This window comes from Paraburkholderia sp. PAMB 6770, from assembly GCF_057748135.1.
The window spans coordinates 1,455,343-1,470,261 of sequence record NZ_CM173239.1; the positions used below are offsets into that span (position 1 = coordinate 1,455,343).

At 68.5% G+C, this 14,919-nt stretch carries 17 protein-coding genes; 3 read left to right on the forward strand and 14 right to left on the reverse strand.

The features are described from left to right. Positions 1–30: 30 nt before the first annotated feature. From AC3AP7_RS23860 to AC3AP7_RS23895, 8 genes are all read right to left on the reverse strand, one after another. Entirely contained in the window at positions 31–1,467 is a 1,437-nt protein-coding gene (locus AC3AP7_RS23860) for an efflux transporter outer membrane subunit (RefSeq protein WP_487362779.1), read from the reverse strand. Positions 1,468–1,803: 336 nt separating this feature from the next. Beyond that, positions 1,804–2,934, reverse strand: coding sequence for an ABC transporter permease (locus tag AC3AP7_RS23865; RefSeq protein WP_487362780.1), 1,131 nt, complete (start codon positions 2,932–2,934; stop codon positions 1,804–1,806). Between the two features lie 53 nt (positions 2,935–2,987). Continuing rightward, positions 2,988–4,124: an ABC transporter permease gene (locus AC3AP7_RS23870; protein WP_487362781.1), complete on the reverse strand. Its 1,137-nt coding sequence runs from the start codon at positions 4,122–4,124 to the stop codon at positions 2,988–2,990. Beyond that, positions 4,121–5,131 (reverse strand): ABC transporter ATP-binding protein, encoded by a 1,011-nt coding sequence (locus tag AC3AP7_RS23875; RefSeq protein WP_487362782.1) that lies wholly within the window; start codon positions 5,129–5,131, stop codon positions 4,121–4,123. Before AC3AP7_RS23875 ends, AC3AP7_RS23870 begins: the two co-directional genes overlap by 4 nt. Beyond that, positions 5,128–6,063 carry an ABC transporter ATP-binding protein gene (locus tag AC3AP7_RS23880; RefSeq protein ID WP_487364994.1) on the reverse strand — a complete coding sequence of 312 codons (936 nt, stop codon included), beginning with the start codon at positions 6,061–6,063 and terminating at the stop codon, positions 5,128–5,130. Before AC3AP7_RS23880 ends, AC3AP7_RS23875 begins: the two co-directional genes overlap by 4 nt. 2 nt (positions 6,064–6,065) lie before the next feature. Next, complete coding sequence (locus AC3AP7_RS23885; protein ID WP_487362783.1) at positions 6,066–7,061, reverse strand: HlyD family secretion protein; 996 nt, start codon at positions 7,059–7,061, stop codon at positions 6,066–6,068. A gap of 101 nt (positions 7,062–7,162) precedes the next feature. Then, a complete protein-coding gene (locus tag AC3AP7_RS23890; protein WP_487362784.1) occupies positions 7,163–9,292 on the reverse strand; it encodes an ATP-binding cassette domain-containing protein in 2,130 nt (709 codons plus the stop codon). A 7-nt stretch (positions 9,293–9,299) separates the two neighbouring features. Beyond that, positions 9,300–10,565, reverse strand: a complete 1,266-nt coding sequence (locus AC3AP7_RS23895; protein ID WP_487362785.1) for a sugar ABC transporter substrate-binding protein — start codon at positions 10,563–10,565, stop codon at positions 9,300–9,302. 263 nt (positions 10,566–10,828) lie between these two features. Between AC3AP7_RS23895 and AC3AP7_RS23900 the strand changes: the two genes are divergently transcribed. Then, the gene (locus tag AC3AP7_RS23900) at positions 10,829–11,032 is read left to right on the forward strand and encodes a hypothetical protein (RefSeq protein ID WP_487362786.1); all 204 of its coding nucleotides are present in this window, start codon (positions 10,829–10,831) and stop codon (positions 11,030–11,032) included. Between the two features lie 81 nt (positions 11,033–11,113). After that, positions 11,114–11,263, forward strand: coding sequence for a hypothetical protein (locus AC3AP7_RS23905; RefSeq protein ID WP_487362787.1), 150 nt, complete (start codon positions 11,114–11,116; stop codon positions 11,261–11,263). Positions 11,264–11,478: 215 nt separating this feature from the next. Here the strand turns inward: AC3AP7_RS23905 and AC3AP7_RS23910 are convergent, their stop codons facing one another. Continuing rightward, complete coding sequence (locus tag AC3AP7_RS23910; RefSeq protein WP_487362788.1) at positions 11,479–11,817, reverse strand: hypothetical protein; 339 nt, start codon at positions 11,815–11,817, stop codon at positions 11,479–11,481. Between the two features lie 429 nt (positions 11,818–12,246). Here AC3AP7_RS23910 and AC3AP7_RS23915 point away from each other — a divergent pair, with 429 nt between their 5' ends. Further along, positions 12,247–12,480: a hypothetical protein gene (locus AC3AP7_RS23915; protein WP_487362789.1), complete on the forward strand. Its 234-nt coding sequence runs from the start codon at positions 12,247–12,249 to the stop codon at positions 12,478–12,480. Positions 12,481–12,563: 83 nt separating this feature from the next. On the opposite strand, the gene AC3AP7_RS23920 is transcribed toward AC3AP7_RS23915, so the two are convergent. The 5 genes from AC3AP7_RS23920 to AC3AP7_RS23940 form a co-directional block, all read right to left on the reverse strand. After that, on the reverse strand, positions 12,564–12,974 hold the full coding sequence (locus AC3AP7_RS23920; protein ID WP_487362790.1) for a TraR/DksA family transcriptional regulator: 411 nt from the start codon (positions 12,972–12,974) through the stop codon (positions 12,564–12,566). 1 nt (position 12,975) lies between these two features. Then, entirely contained in the window at positions 12,976–13,470 is a 495-nt protein-coding gene (locus tag AC3AP7_RS23925) for a BCAM0308 family protein (RefSeq protein WP_487362791.1), read from the reverse strand. A gap of 149 nt (positions 13,471–13,619) precedes the next feature. After that, positions 13,620–14,165, reverse strand: coding sequence for an Hsp20/alpha crystallin family protein (locus AC3AP7_RS23930; RefSeq protein WP_487362792.1), 546 nt, complete (start codon positions 14,163–14,165; stop codon positions 13,620–13,622). Further along, positions 14,165–14,359, reverse strand: coding sequence for a hypothetical protein (locus tag AC3AP7_RS23935; protein ID WP_487362793.1), 195 nt, complete (start codon positions 14,357–14,359; stop codon positions 14,165–14,167). The genes AC3AP7_RS23930 and AC3AP7_RS23935 overlap by 1 nt, the downstream gene beginning before the upstream one ends. Positions 14,360–14,435: 76 nt before the next feature. After that, on the reverse strand, positions 14,436–14,894 hold the full coding sequence (locus tag AC3AP7_RS23940; protein ID WP_487362794.1) for a universal stress protein: 459 nt from the start codon (positions 14,892–14,894) through the stop codon (positions 14,436–14,438). Between the last annotated feature and the right edge of the window lie 25 nt (positions 14,895–14,919).

Sequence of the window (14,919 nt, forward strand, 5' to 3'; positions counted from 1 at the left end):
GTCCCCCTCGCGCTGTCGCGCCTGCTGCGCTTACGGGGCCGCCTGTGCGGCCTGCGCCGTTCCGTGCGGCCACGCGCCGCCCATCGCCTCGAACAGTTGCGCGGTGTCCAGATACCGCTGCCCTTTCGCTTTCGCGTAGCCGAGGCGCGCCTGCGCGTAAAGACGCTGAGCCTGCAGCACGTCGAGCAGGCTCGCCCAGCCGGCCCGGTAGCGCTCCTGCGACAGTTCGAGCGAGGCCTGCGCGACATCGAGCGCATGATGCTGCGCGTCGAGTTCCTCGGCATCGTGTTTCAGCGCATGCAGAATGTCCGCGACCTGGGCGAACGCGCTCAGAACCGTTTGCCGGTAAATGCCGAGTTGCGCGTCGAACGCGTCGACCGCTTCCTGCTGTTGCGCCTTCAGCGCGCCGCCATGAAAGAGCGGCGCGGTCAGACTGGCCGCAACGCTCCACAGCCCGTTCGGCGAATCGAACAGCGTGCCCATCGTGTTCGAAGCCTGCGTCCACGACGCGCCCAGCGTGATCGACGGAAAACGCTGCGCTTGCGCCACGCCGATCGTCGCGCTTGCCGCATGCAGTTGCGCCTGCGCGGCTAGGATGTCGGGACGCTGCACGAGCAGCGTCGACGGCAGCGCGACCGGCACGTTCGCCGGCAGCGTCAGCATCGCGAAGTCGAACGGCGGCGCATGCCATTCGGCAGACGTCTTGCCGACCAGCACTGCCAGAGCGTCGGCCGACGTCGCGCGCTGCTGCCGCAGCGGTGGCAGCAGCGCGACGTCGGCCGCAAGCTGCCCTTGCGCGGCGAGCATGTCCGCGCGCGCGGCCGTGCCCGCGTGGCGCTCCACCTGCACCAGTTCCACATTGCGCCGGTCGGCCGCGAGGATGTCGTCGACGGCCTGTATCTGCTCGCGCGCGCTCGCGCCGGCGATCGCCTGCGCGACGACGTTGCCGGTCAGGCTCAGGTAGGCTGCGGCAAGCTGATCGCGCGCGTACTGCGCGAGCGCGGTCTGCGCTTCGATGCGCCGCCGCGTGCCGCCAAACGCGTCGAGGCTGTAGCTGACGGCCGGCCCGATCGTCAGCACGTTCGCATCGACGATCGCCCTGCCGAACGGCGCTTCGCTCGCCCGCTCGCGTTGCGCGTCCGCGCCGACGTCGAACTGCGGATACAGCGCCGCGCGCGCGACGCGGATCGCCTGCTGCGCCTGCCTGAGCGTCGCGCGGGCCGTATCGAGCGTCGGGCTGTTCGCGAGCGCGTGCGCGAGCGTGTCGTCGAGCTGCGGTGACTGGAACAGCGTCCACCATTGATCGATCACCGTCTCGCCGATGACGAGCCGCTGCTGGACCTCCGCGTCGCCAGCCGAAGGCAGCACGCTCGACGCCGGCAGATAGCCCGCCGTCGCCGGGGTCGGGGGCGTCGTGTAGTCCGGGCCGACCGCGCAGCCCCCCAAGCCGCCCAATACGGCGATCATCAGCAGCGCGCCGCCGTACCGCCGGCCCGTTGCGTCTGCTGGGGTGCTGCCCGAGGTGCGACCTGAAGTGTGGCGTCGAGTGCTGCCTGCGGTACTGCGCGGAATCGTCATGCGTTCGGCGCCGCCGGCGTCTTGCGACGCAGCGTCAGCGCTCCTCCCTCACTCAGCGTGACCCGTCGGCGCGCGGCTCGATGCGCGTCGCGCCCCACGAAAAGCAGCCGGCCCGATGCGCGCGGCCGACCTGACCTGCGCTCAGCGTAAGGCCGCGACGGCCGCGCTCGTTGACGTCCGTCAACGGCCGTTTGCGCGGCACGCATCCGGTTGCAGGCGCACCCGCTAGTCGAGCGACTTGCGAAAACGCAGCACGCTCGCGCTCAGCATTGCAGCGCCGAGCGCGGCCATGGCCGCCAGTTGCGGCCAGAGCGTCGCGAGGTCGCCGCCCTTCAGAAACACCGAGCGCAGCACGACGAGAAAATAGCGCAGCGGATTGAGAAACGTGAGCCACTGCAGGACGCGCGGCATCGCGGCGATCGGAAACGCAAAGCCGGACAGGATGAAAATCGGATTGACGAGAAAGAAATTCAGCGCGAACGCCTGCTGCTGCGTGCGCGAGAACGTCGACAGCAGCAGCCCGATGCCGAGCGTCGCAAGGAGAAACAGCGTGACCGCGAGCAGCATCACGAGCCAGTTGCCGACGAACGGCACGTCGAACCAGCCGATCCCGAGCGCCGCCACCAGTGCGACGTCGCCAAGGCCGATCAGGAAGAACGGCACGGTCTTGCCGAGGATGAATTCCACCGGCCGGATCGGGCTCACCATGATCTGCTCCAGCGTGCCGACTTCGCGCTCGCGCACCACGGCGAACGCGGTCAGGCTCACGACCTGCATCAGCGTGAGCGTGCCGATCACGCCGGGAATGAAGAACCAGCGGTCGTCGATACCGGGGTTGAACCACGGCCGCTCGGCCAGCGCGACGGTGATGGCGGGCGGCGCGCCGCCCGCCTCGCGCGGCCATGCGCGCGCGGACCACCCGGCCTCGCACTGCGCGACGACCTGGTTGACGTAGCCGAGCGCGATCAGCGCCGTGTTCGAGTTCGTGCCGTCGACGATCACCTGCAGCGGCGCACGTTGTCCGTTGTCGAGATAGTGCGCGAAGCCCGCGTGGATGACGAGCGCCAGCGTCGCGCGGCCGGTGTCGATATCGTGTTCGACCGCGCGCTGCGTCGCGGGCGCATCGACGATGTCGAAGCGTCCTGTCGACACGAAGTGCGAGACGAGTTCGCGGCTCGCCTGGCTGCGATCGAGATCGAGGACGGCCGTCGACACGTGGCTCACGGTGAACGTGGCCGCGTAGCCGTAGACGATCACCTGCATCACCAGCGGCACCACGAGCCGGAACAGCGCCCACGGGTCGCGCCGGAGTTCGAGGAACTCCTTGATCAGCATGGCATTCACGCGCTCGAACATCGCGGGCTCCGGCGGGTGCCGTCAGGATTTACGGGAAAGGTCATGCGGGCGCCTCAGTCGAGCCGCTTGCGAAACGCGCGCACGCTCAGCCAGACGATCGCGAACGCGTACAGCGCCAGCGCGCCGAACGGCACCGCGATATCCGCAAGCGGGCTGCCCTTCAGAAACACCGCGCGCAGGATCGTCACGTAGTAGCGCGCATAGACGAGCAGCGACACGGCCTGGATCGGCGCGGGCATCTGGTCGATCACAAACGTGTAGCCCGAGAGCATCGTGGTCGGCAGCAACGTCAGCAGCAGCGCGACCTGGCTTGCACCCAGCTGGCTGCGAATGCGCACCGACATCAGGTAGCCGATCCCCAGCACGACGAGCGTAAAGAGCGCGGTCGTCACGACCAGCGCGAGGATGCTGCCGCGAAACGGCACGCCGAACCAGTACACGGTGCCGGCCAGACAGAGCGCGGCATCCACCGAACCGATCACGAAGTAAGGGACGAGCTTGCCGATCATCACCTCGATCGGCCTGACCGGCGTCGAGATCAGTTGCTCCATCGTGCCGCGCTCCCACTCGCGTGCGATCGTCAGCGACGTGAGCTGCGCGCCGACCAGCGCGAGGATCACCGCGACCACGCCCGGAATCACGAAATTGCGGCTGTCGAGACCCTCGTTGTACCAGACCCGCGGCTCCAGATCGACGACGCCGGCCGCGCGGGGTTGCACGCCGTGCGCGGCCGCCCAGCGCGCGCCAGCGTCGCTCGCGGCTTCGGCGATCACGCCTTGCGCGTAGCCGATCGCAATGTTCGTCGTATTCGTATCGCTCGCGTCGAACACCGTCTGCAGGTCCGCCGTACCGGTGGCCGCGAACGTGCGGGAAAAATCGGCCGGAATCGTCACCACGCCCGCACAGGTGCCGCGATTCATCGCCGCGCGCACGTCGCGTTCGCTGGCGGGCGCGTGCACCTCGGAAAACCATCCCGATACGACGAAACGCTGCACGAGGTCGCGGCTCGTCTGGCTGTGCTCCTCGTCGTGCACGCACAGCGGCACGCGCCGGATGTCGAGGCTCACGCCGTAGCCGAGCAGCGCCATCTGCATGAGCGGCATCAGCAGCGCGATCGCAAGACTGCGCGGATCGCGCCAGATCTGCAACGACTCCTTGAACGCCATTGCAAGCATGCGGCGAATGCTCATGCGGCGCTCCGTTCCTGCGCGGTGCGGGTGACGAGCCGCACGAACACGTCTTCGAGCGTCGGCGGGATTTCGACCGGCGTCGATGCCTGCACGTGCGCCTGCGCGAGCGTCTGCGGCAACGTCTGCGCAAGCGCGGACCCGGCCAGCAGCACGTGCACGCGGTCGCCGAAGATCGCCGCATCGAGCACGCCCGGCTGTGCGCGCAGCAGCGCGACCGCCTCGCCGAGCGGCGTGCACGCAAGCTCGAACAGCACGCCGCCCAGTTGCTTGCGGCGCAGCTCGCCGGGGCTTCCGATCGCCACGAGCCGGCCCGCGTCGATCAGCGCGATGCGGTTGCAATACTCGGCTTCGTCCATGTAGTGCGTCGAGACGAGCACCGTCACGCCGCTGGCCGCGAGGCGATGGATCAGCTCCCAGAAGCGGCGGCGCGCCTGCGGCTCGACGCCGGAGGTCGGCTCGTCGAGAAACAGCACGGGCGGGCGGTGCAGGATCGCGCAGCCGAGCGCGAGGCGCTGGCGCCAGCCGCCCGCGAGCGTGCGCACGAGCGCATCCTCGTGCCCTTCGATGCCCGCCATCGCGATCGCGAGACGCACGCGCTCGTCGAGCACCGTGTGCGGCACGCGATAGATGCCGCCGAAAAAGCGCAGGTTCTCGCGGCACGTCAGGTCGCCGTACAGCGAGAACTTCTGCGACATGTAGCCGATATGGGCACGCACTGCTTCGGACTGCGTAGCGACGTCGAAACCGGCGACGTGCGCGCGGCCCGCGCTCGGCGCAAGCAGCCCGCAGAGCAGCCGGATCGTGGTGGATTTGCCTGCGCCGTTGGGTCCGATGAAGCCGACCACCTCGCCGCGCGCAATCGACAGATCGAGCCGGTCGACCGCGGTGAACTTGCCGAAGCGCCGGGTGAGCCCCACGGCTTCGACCACCGGCCCGGCGTCCGCGCCCGTCTGCCCGTCCGGTGCGGGCGCGCCGGACGGCTGCGGCGGGGCGGCGGGAGCGCTCATCCCTGCGCTCCGGCGAGCGCCACGAAGACATCTTCGATGCCGGGCTCGACCGGTGCGAGCGGTGCATGCGCCACGCCCCGCGCGGCGAGCCGTCCGTCGAGTTCGCCGCTGCGCCGCGCGGCGTCGTCGACGCGCACGTGCACGCGGTCGCCCATCATCAGCACGCCGAGCACGCCCGGCGCATCGGCCAGCGCCGCCTGCAGCGCGCGCGTGTCGCCGCCGCCGACCGCCAGCAGCGAGCCGCGCACCGCGTCCTTCAGCCGCTGCGGGGTGTCGCAGCGGCGCATCTCGCCCGCATACAGCAGCGCGAGCCGCGAGCAGCGCTCCGCTTCGTCCATGTACGCGGTCGACATCACGATCGTGACGCCCTGCTCGCGCAGCCGGTAGAGAATCGCCCAGAAATCGCGCCGCGACACCGGGTCGACGCCGGTCGTCGGCTCGTCGAGCAGCAGCACTTTCGGCGTGTGAATCAGCGCGCACACGAGGCCGAGCTTCTGCTTCATGCCGCCCGACAGCTGGCCCGCGAGCCGTCGGCGGAACGGCGCGAGACCGGCGGCGGCGAGCAGTTCGGCGACGCGCTCGCGGTACTGGGCGCGCCGCACTTCGAACAGTTCGCCATAGAAGAAGATGTTTTCGTCGACCGTCAGGTCTTCATAGAGGCCGAAGCGCTGCGGCATGTAGCTGAGCGTCGTGCGCGCACGCTCCGGCTCCGCGGCGACATCGATGCCTTCGAGCAGCACGTGCCCCGTGTCCGGGCGCAGCACGCCGGCCAGCATGCGCATCAGCGTCGTCTTGCCCGCGCCGTCGGGACCGACGAGCCCGAAAATCTCGCCGCGCGTCACCGCGAGACTCACGTCGCACACCACCGCGACGGCGCCGAAGCGCCGCGTCACATGATCGACGACGATGGCGGCGGCAGGCTCCGGGGTCATGTTCATTGACCGCTCCCGAGCACGGCGATCGACGCGTCCGCGGGCATGCCCGGCAGCAACTCGTGCGTCGGATTGTCGATGTCGATGCGGATCCGGTAGACGAGCGTCACGCGCTCGGCGTGCGTCTCCACCGTCTTCGGCGTGAACTCGGCCTGCGGCGACACGAAGCTGATCCGCCCACGGTAGGCCTTGCCCGGATACGCGTCGGTGCTCACGTCGACGGCTTCGCCGAGGCGCAAGCGGCCGATGTCGGGCTCGTTGACGTACGCGCGCAGCCACACGTGATCGAGTTCGTCGAGGGTGAAGATCGCGACGCCCGGTCCCGCGAGTTGTCCCAGCTCCGCTTCGCGCACGGCGATCACGCCGTCGAACGGCGCGCGCAGCGTCGTATAGGAGAGCATCGTCTGGTCGAGGCGCAGCTTCGCCTGCGCCGCCTCGACGTTCGCGGCGGCGAGCGTCACGTCGTTGCGGGCCACCGCGACGAGCGCCTCGTCGTGCGCGAGCGCCGCGGCGGACTGGCGCGCCGCCGTGCGCGCGAGATCGCGCACCTGCTGCGACACCGCATCGTGCCGCGCCAGTTCTTCGGCGCGCGCGTCATCCCGGTTCTTTTCCGCGAGGTCGAAGCGGTCGCTCGCCACGCTGTGCTGCGCCGCGGCCAGCGTGCTGCGGTTCGCGTCCACCTGGGCGCGCTGCACGTCGAGGCTCGCCTGGTCGATGTCGGTCTGGCGCCGGTACAGACGGTCGTCCACGCGGGCCAGCACGGTGCCGCGCACGACGCGCGCGCCCTCGTCATACGGCAGGAAAACGATCGGCGCCTGCACCTGGGTAACGCTCAGCACGCTCTGATGTGCTTCGATATTGCCCGACACGACAATGCGCGGCGCCGCGTGCGGATGACCGAAGAGCGCCTGCCAGCGCAGCGCCGCATAGCCGCCGGCCGCGACGGCCGTCAGCGCGAGCGCGAGTGCGAGTCTGATCCGCCAGTGCGGGATAGCCATGTCGACGGTGCGGGAGCGACGGGACGATGCACTCACTCTACGTGGCATGATCCGTTCGCCTTTGACGCGCATCAACAGGTGCACGACCGGTGAACGTCGTGTCAGCGCGCGGTCTGCCCGCGGCGGCGCACGACCACGTCGACGAAGATCGACGCGAGCAGCACGACCGCGGTCGCCATCAGCTGGATTGCGGCCGGCAGGCCGAGCAGCGCCATGCCGTTGACGATCGCCGCGATCACGACGCCGCCGAGCACGGCGTGCAGCGGCCGGCCGCGCCCGCCGAACAGGCTCGTGCCGCCGATCACCGCGGTCGCGACCACGTAGAGCACGATCGTGCCGCCGTCGAAGCTGGTCGAAATCGAACGCAGCCGCGATCCATAGACAATGCCGCCGATGCCGGCCGTCAGCGCACCGAGCGCGAACGCCACCGTGCGGATGCGCGCGAGATCGATACCGGCGCGCCGCGCCGCTTCCGCGTTGCCGCCGATCGCATAGACATAGCGGCCGAAGCGGGTGCGCGCGAGCAATAGCGACCACGCGACGAGCACCATGAACACAATCGGAATGACCCAGGGCATGCCGCGCAGCGGAAACGCCGGCACGCCACGGTCGACGTTCGTGACGGCCCCGACGACACCGCCCGCCAGCGCCGCCGCTGCGATCTTCAGCACCATCACGATGCGCGGCGCGACGACGAGACCGTGCCGCCGGCAGCGCCGCTCGCGCAGCACGGCGAGCACCGCGTAGACCGCGACGGCCGCCGCGATCAGCGCCCAGCCGCCCGCAGGACTGAGCGTGCCGTTGGCGAGGTTGTTGATCGTCTCGTCGAGAATCGGAATCGTGCCGCCGGTACCGAGCAGCTGGATCATCACACCCTGCAGGCCGAGCAGCCCCGCGAGCGTCACGACGAACGACGGCAGCCGCAGCCGCGTCACGAGCGTGCCCTCGAACAGGCCGAGCGCCGCCGCGACCGCCAGCGCCGCGGCGATCGCAGCCCACCACGGCCATCCGACGTCCGGCTGCACCAGTTGCGTGACCACCGTCGCGCCGATCCCCGCGACGTACCCGAGCGACAGGTCCATTTCGCCGAGCAGCAGCACGAACACTGCGCCCATGCCGATCAGCATGAACACCGACCCCTGCACGAGCAGGTTCACGAGATTGCCGGCCGACAGGAAGCGCGTGTTTTCCAGCTGGAAAATCGCGGCGATCAGCACGACGCCAAGCACGACCGGCAGCACGCCGCTTTCCCCGGCGAGCACGCGCGCGCGCAGCGTGCGGCCGTACTCGCGCAGCGCATGGTGTTCGCGCCCGGCCGCGGCGCGCGCGTCGTCGTCGGTCGCGGGCGGTTCGGGGAGCGCTTGCACCTGCGCCTGCGCGGGCGGCCGCGCAGCCGGTTCGGGCAGCGCCCGCGGGCCGGCTTGCTGCGTGACGGACTGCGTGACCGGCTGCGCACGCGCGTGCGCCGTCGCGCGACCGAGCGTCATCAGTTCGATCACCGTCTGCGGCTCGAACGCCGACGCGTTATCCACGCGCACAAGCCGGCCAAGGCGCAGGATCGCGAGACGATCGGCCACTTCGAACACGTTGCCGAGGTTGTGCGAAATCATGATGACCGCGAGCCCCTGATCCGCGAGCCGCCGCACCAGCTGGAGCACCTGCTGCGTCTGTGCGACGCCGAGCGCGGCGGTGGGCTCGTCGAGGATCACGAGCTTCGAGTTCCACATGACGGCCTTCGCGACCGCGATCGACTGGCGCTGTCCGCCCGACAGCGAGCCGACCGCCTGACGCACCGAGCGCAGCGTCGTCACCCGCAGATCCGACAGTGTCGCGACGGCGGCCAGCTCCATCGCATCCTCGTCAAGCAGCCCATGCTTCATCCGCTCGCGTCCGAGGAACATGTTCTCGACCACGTCGAGGTTGTCGCACAGCGCGAGATCCTGATAGACGACCTCCACGCCCAGCGCCGCCGCATCGCGCGGATTGCGGATATGAACGGTGCGCCCCTGCCAGCGAATCTCGCCGGCATCCGGCACGTGAATGCCCGCGATGCACTTGATCAGCACCGACTTGCCCGCCCCGTTATCGCCGACCAGCGCCGTCACCTGCCCGGACGGAATGTCGAGATCGATGCCCGCGATTGCCTCGACGGCGCCGAAACGCTTGCCGATGCCGCGCAGTTCGAGCAGCGGCGCCTGCGCGGCGGTACCCGCGCCGGCCACGCGCAGCATGGCCGTGCTAGCGGGACACGCCGGCCGCGCGGCACGAGGCGGCCAGGTTGCCGGCGCACAGCTTGTCCGCATCGACGAACCGGTCCTTGACGACCGTTTGCGCGAGATTCGACGGCGTGACCCAGATCGGCGTCAGCAGCACCGACGGCACGCGGGTGTGTTGCGACGTGTCGTCGGTCGCGCCGTTCACGAGCCCGGCCGGCGGCGCGACGCCGGCGCGCAGATAGAGCGCGAGCGCCGCCGCAGCCTGCGCTTCCAGATAGATCGGCTTGTACACGGTACCGCACTGATAGCCGGCCAGCACGTTCTGCAGGCCCGTCAACGTCGCATCCTGGCCAGTGGTCGGGAACGTCGACGGCGGCACGTGCAGGGTTTTCAGGTACGCGATGACCGCGTTCGCGTTGTCGTCGTTCGGCGTGACCACCGCGTTGATGTCCGGATGCGCGGTGTACTGCTGCTCGAATGTCGTGCGCGCGGCCGCCGGGTCCCACGTTCCCGCCGGTTCGCTCACCTTCGCATAGCGGCCGGCATCGAACGACGGCTGCAATACGCCGAGATAGCCTTGCGCGAACAGGGTTGCGTTGTTGTCGGTGGGCGCACCGCGCATCACGAGGATCCGCGGCTTTGCGACGTGCCACGCGGCGATACAGGCATCCATGCCCGTGCCGATCAGCCTGCCGACCGCGACGTTGTCGAAGCTCACGTAATAGCTGCGATCGCCGCCGAGCGTGAGACGGTCATAGTCGATGACCGGTACGCCATGCGATTTCGCATACGACTCGATCGATGCCCCGACGCCGGATGAAATAGGGTCCATCAGCAACACCGTCGCGCCCTGCGCGATCGCCGACTGCGCCTGGGTCAGCTCGGTGGACTCGCTGCCCTGCGCATTCGTGATGATGAACTGGTCGCGCGGCAGACCCGCCGCAACGAACGCCTGTTCGAGGTCGGGCGCGTCGAACGACGTATAGCGCGCAGACGTGGTGGTCTCCGGCAACAGCACGCCGATCTTCCCTTTGCCTTGTGCCACGAGCGGCTTCAGCGAGGCCATCGCGGAGAAATCGGCCGTGAATGCGCGGGTCGACAAGGCGGGCGTTTGTGCGAATGCCAGCTGGGCGGCCGCCGCGCCGAGCGCCGCCGCCATGCAGATGCGCGCATGCGCGCGCGCGGCCCGGCCGCCCGCTTTGCCCGTCGCGGCCGGCGCCGCGCTGCCGCGCCGCGCACGCGCGCCGTCTTGCCGCACCGGGCGGCCCTGGTCCTGGATCGTCGACATGTCTGGCTCCTCCGGCTTCGTTCGTGTATGCGACGTGCACGCTCATCCCTGAAAGCGCCGCACGTGCGAATCATTCTTGCAAGCTGTGCGTGGTGGTCGTTGACTTGCGTCAACGATCGGAATCTGAAAAATAATCAGGTATCCGTATCAGCTATCGGTGCGTGTTATCCGCGCGACGCGATCCGCGCGTTGATCGGCGTCGGGGGCCGCTGTCCACGGCCCGCTACCATCGATTCAGTCATTTCACCCACAACGGGGGATCCGTGAACACGACCGGTCTTGCGCAGCGCGTGCTCGTCATCTGCGCGGCGCTGGGTGGTGCGTGGTTCGCGCCACCCGGATGGGCCCAGCATGGACACGGCCAGGCTTTCCACGGCCGCGATTTTCACCGCTTCGGACCGGGCGACCGGGTGCGATGGAGCGGCGGACACTGGACGCACGGCTGGCATGAGGGTCGCTACGCGTGATGGTGGACAGTCGACGGATTCTGGTATTTCTATCCCGCTCCCATCGATCCGTACCCGGATTACATTCCGCCCGCCATTGTCGTGCAGCAGGCGCCGCCCGCGCCGGCCGGCTTGCCGCCCGCGCAATACGGGTACGACTGCGACAATCCGCGCGGCTACTACCCGTATGTCGCCTTCTGCAACGGCCCGTGGCGCACGGTGCCGGCCGCGCCGGCGCCGGATGCGCGCTGACAACGCACTGACAAAGGGACGATGCTGAGCCGATATGGCACGTCTGCGGCGCTGGCCGCCCGCGTGATGGCGATGAGGTGCGTGCCGCAACCGGTCGGCCCGGCCGCCGCAGATCAAATCCCCGGGTCTGCCCCGCCCGCCCGGGTTGCGCCGCCGCCCCCGCTAACCCGCAAACCCGCTAACCCGCTGACGGACGCTGGACCGTTCTCGGGTTTTCAGCGTTGCCAGTACACGTGGACGACCGAGCCGTCCGCGCTGAAGCACACGTCGAGCGAGCCGCAATACGCGAGCTGCAACGCCGTTCCCAGTTCGCCGGCGAAGCTCGCGACGGTTGTCGACACAACGGTTTTGCCGAAGCACCGCTCAATCGACAGCACCTGACGTTCGGGGCGGCGCGCGCGAACCTGAGCCTCGTAGCGCAACATCATCCGGATCAGTTCGCCGCGGTCGACCACGCCGCATTGGCCGCCGATGTGAAGATAGCCGGCGGCCCGCCCGCCGGCCGACGCGCGCGGCTCCGTGCAGGCGGCCGCGGAGACGCTCGGACGGCGCACGACAGCGACGCCGCGGCGGCGCGCCGGAAACAGCCTGTCGCACAAAGGTTCGACGCACCGATGTAGCGGGGGCCAGACGGACGCGATCGTCTGCCGGAACACAGCAGTCACGCGAGCCGACGGCACGTGCCCCACCCCGCTCGCTGACCCCGTCGTCACGCGCTCACGCATGCTGCCTCCCATTTTTCCGGCAACGGATGACGCATTCTCACCCGTTGCGTGCGGACCGGATTGACGGATATCAACGGGCGGGACACAGGCGCTACGCCGACGAACGGGCTTGTTTGAGGCAACGCGTCACGCGAGCGGTCACAGGGCGCGCTTGACGCGCGTCAAACCGCCGGTATGGCACGCGCGTAGGCTGGAAGCCTGTTGCTATCGACATACCCCGACATCGCCCGCTCTTCGCGAGCCGGAAGGATACGCATCATGCTGAGTCTTCACGAAGTTGCCGCACTTCTGGTGGTCAAGGACGGCCACGCACTGAAACAGCTCGATTACGCCGAGCTGGACGCATTACGCAGGTATCGTCTGATTACGCTCGAATACCGTGAAAGCACGGACATCGACGCACGCGTGACGGATCGCGGCGACTCGGTGCTGCGCGCGATAGCGGGCAAACAGCCGCCCATTGCGGCGGCCGCCGACGCAGCCGGGCAATAGACCGACCCTTGCGATGCCGTCGCGCCGGCGTCTGCCATGAATCGCGCCGACCACGCCCGCCAGCGTCTCACCACGGGGTGCAATCAAAGCGACGTACGCGGCGGCGTCGCATGCGTATGCTCGTGTACGGTCTGGCAGCGCGCACAGCGCGTCGCGGTCGGACAGGCGCACAAGCGGCCGAAGCCAATGTCCTGCCCGCATGCGAGACAGATGCCGTAGCGATGCTGGCGCATGCGTGCGGTCGCGGCGCGAATATCGTCGAGTTCCTGGAGTTGCCGGCTGATCAACGCATGGTCGATATCGACGAGCAGATCCGCGCTCGCCGCATCGGCCTCGTCGGGCGCAATCCCGGACAGCTCCGCATAGGGCTGGTCGGCACGCCGTTCGGCTTCCGTGCGGATCGCCTCCCGCAGCAACATCTCGCGTTCGCGCAGCCATGTACGCAGCGCGCGCAGTTGTGCCCGATCCAGCGGCGAGGACGTGCGTGGGCTCATGTCAACGTCGCCAGTAGACGCGCACGAGGGATTCGTCGTGGCTGTATTTGAGGTCGAGCGTGCCGTGGTACGCCGCTTTCAGCATCGTGCCGATATCGCGCGCCATGTGCATGTCGGTTGTGGTGACAACCGTGCCATCGCCCTCCTCGCCCACCGACATGATGCGCTGCATCGGATGCGCCGCTTTCGCGCTCGCTTCGTGGCCACGCACTAGCTGCAGCAGTTCGTCATGATGTGCGGCAGCAAACGCTCCGTCGATATGTACATAGCCGGCCGGCAGCCCATCCGCGATGCGGCGGCAAGCCGTGCAGCGCACCGTTTGCGCCGCCGGCGGCGCTGCGCGCCATTGCCAGCGCCCGTCCTCATGCACCGCGCCGCAATCGCGGCAAACCGCCGGCTCCGGCAGCTTTCCGGCCAGCGCGTACGGGTCGTGTTCGAGCCCGGGATACACATCGCGGTGATCACCGGGCTTGAAGGGCCTCGTGCGATCGTTCATGGCGACTCCTTTGCTGATACCTGTCGTGCCGCGCACGGATAATGAGCGGGCCGGACCGGCCCGACTGCGCGATCGATCCGGCCGCGCCCTGGGCACGCTTGCAGGGCCCAGGGCGCCGGTTTCTGGTTCCCGGTTCCTGGCAGCGGCGCTCAGGCCGCCTTGACCGGAATCTTCTTTTCCGCCTTCCGGGCCTCGGGCGTTTTCGGCAGCGTGACCGTCAATACGCCCTTGTTGAACGTGGCTTCGATCTTGTCCCGATCGATGCCCTCGGGCATCTGGAAGTAGCGCTCGAACGCGCCATAGCGCCGTTCGTGCAAGTAGTAGTCTTTCTTCTTTTCCTCTTTTTCTTCGTTCTTTGCACCTTTGATCGTCAGGCCCCCGTTGGCCAGCGTCACCTCGATATCCTTTTCTTCGAGGCCCGGCAATTCCGCGGTGATTTCGTAGGCCTGATCCGTTTCGGCAACGTCCACGGCCGGCTCGGACACCGTCATCCGCTCACGGCGCCCGAACGGATCGAGTTCGAAAAACGACCGGCGCCACGGCAGCATTCTGAAACCGCCGTCGAAATCGTCGAACACGCGGTCGATTTCGCGCCGCAAGCTCTCCACTGGATCCCACGTCTGCAACGTCCCGGTGCGCCCAGCCCTTTCTTGCGCTTTCTTGACTGGCAGTCTGGTAGCAGGCTCGCTCATCATCAGTCCTCCTTTGCGTCAGCGGAGCTTTCATGATGAACGCGAATGCAAACCGCCTCTTGACGCACGTCAAATTCCGCCTGCCGCGGCGCGCTTTTGCGCTTCTGCGCGGCGCCGATACCGATACCGATACCGATACCGATACCCATACCGATACCCATACCCATACCCATACCCATACCCATACCCATACCCATACCGATACCGATACCGACGCGACACCACGACCGGTCCGCCCGTCGCCCGCACACTGCGGCGCGGCGTGCACCGCCGTCATCGGACCTCGTCGTCGCCGCGCACGAGCAGCACCGGGCACGCGGCCACTCGCAGAAAATGCTCGGCCACGCTGCCCAGCATCGCACGGTGCACGCCGCGCCGTCCGTGCGTGCCCATCACGACCAGGTCCGCACCGTAAAGCTGCGCGCGTCGCAACAGGCAAGCGGGCACGTCCTCGGTCATGCGCAGCGTCTCGATCAGCTCGGTCTGCGCTGCAATGCCGGCCGCCGCGAACGCCCGCTTCGCGTCATCGAGCGCGGCGCGCCCTTCGAGACGCAGGTTCTGCGTCATCGTTGCGAGGTCGTAATGGCAGGTGTACGGATACGCGGGGGCGTGATCGAGCACATAGACGGCGCACACCTGCGCACGCATCAGCGCCGCCATGCGGATCGCTTCCGCGAGCGCGCGCTGCGACGACCCGCTGCCATCCAGCGCCACCAGAATCTTGCGGTACATAGGCAGGTTTCCGTGTTCGGGCGGA

Coding starts and splice junctions, on each gene's coding strand:
- AC3AP7_RS23940 (WP_487362794.1), bottom strand. CDS start 14,894: ATGTACCGCAAGATTCTGGTGGCGCTGGATGGCAGCGGGTCGTCGCAG.
- AC3AP7_RS23860 (WP_487362779.1), bottom strand. CDS start 1,467: ATGATCGCCGTATTGGGCGGCTTGGGGGGCTGCGCGGTCGGCCCGGAC.
- AC3AP7_RS23875 (WP_487362782.1), bottom strand. CDS start 5,131: ATGAGCGCTCCCGCCGCCCCGCCGCAGCCGTCCGGCGCGCCCGCACCG.
- AC3AP7_RS23865 (WP_487362780.1), bottom strand. CDS start 2,934: ATGTTCGAGCGCGTGAATGCCATGCTGATCAAGGAGTTCCTCGAACTC.
- AC3AP7_RS23935 (WP_487362793.1), bottom strand. CDS start 14,359: ATGGGTATGGGTATGGGTATGGGTATGGGTATGGGTATGGGTATCGGT.
- AC3AP7_RS23870 (WP_487362781.1), bottom strand. CDS start 4,124: ATGAGCATTCGCCGCATGCTTGCAATGGCGTTCAAGGAGTCGTTGCAG.
- AC3AP7_RS23895 (WP_487362785.1), bottom strand. CDS start 10,565: ATGTCGACGATCCAGGACCAGGGCCGCCCGGTGCGGCAAGACGGCGCG.
- AC3AP7_RS23885 (WP_487362783.1), bottom strand. CDS start 7,061: ATGGCTATCCCGCACTGGCGGATCAGACTCGCACTCGCGCTCGCGCTG.
- AC3AP7_RS23890 (WP_487362784.1), bottom strand. CDS start 9,292: ATGCTGCGCGTGGCCGGCGCGGGTACCGCCGCGCAGGCGCCGCTGCTC.
- AC3AP7_RS23915 (WP_487362789.1), top strand. CDS start 12,247: ATGCTGAGTCTTCACGAAGTTGCCGCACTTCTGGTGGTCAAGGACGGC.
- AC3AP7_RS23925 (WP_487362791.1), bottom strand. CDS start 13,470: ATGAACGATCGCACGAGGCCCTTCAAGCCCGGTGATCACCGCGATGTG.
- AC3AP7_RS23880 (WP_487364994.1), bottom strand. CDS start 6,063: ATGACCCCGGAGCCTGCCGCCGCCATCGTCGTCGATCATGTGACGCGG.
- AC3AP7_RS23920 (WP_487362790.1), bottom strand. CDS start 12,974: ATGAGCCCACGCACGTCCTCGCCGCTGGATCGGGCACAACTGCGCGCG.
- AC3AP7_RS23930 (WP_487362792.1), bottom strand. CDS start 14,165: ATGATGAGCGAGCCTGCTACCAGACTGCCAGTCAAGAAAGCGCAAGAA.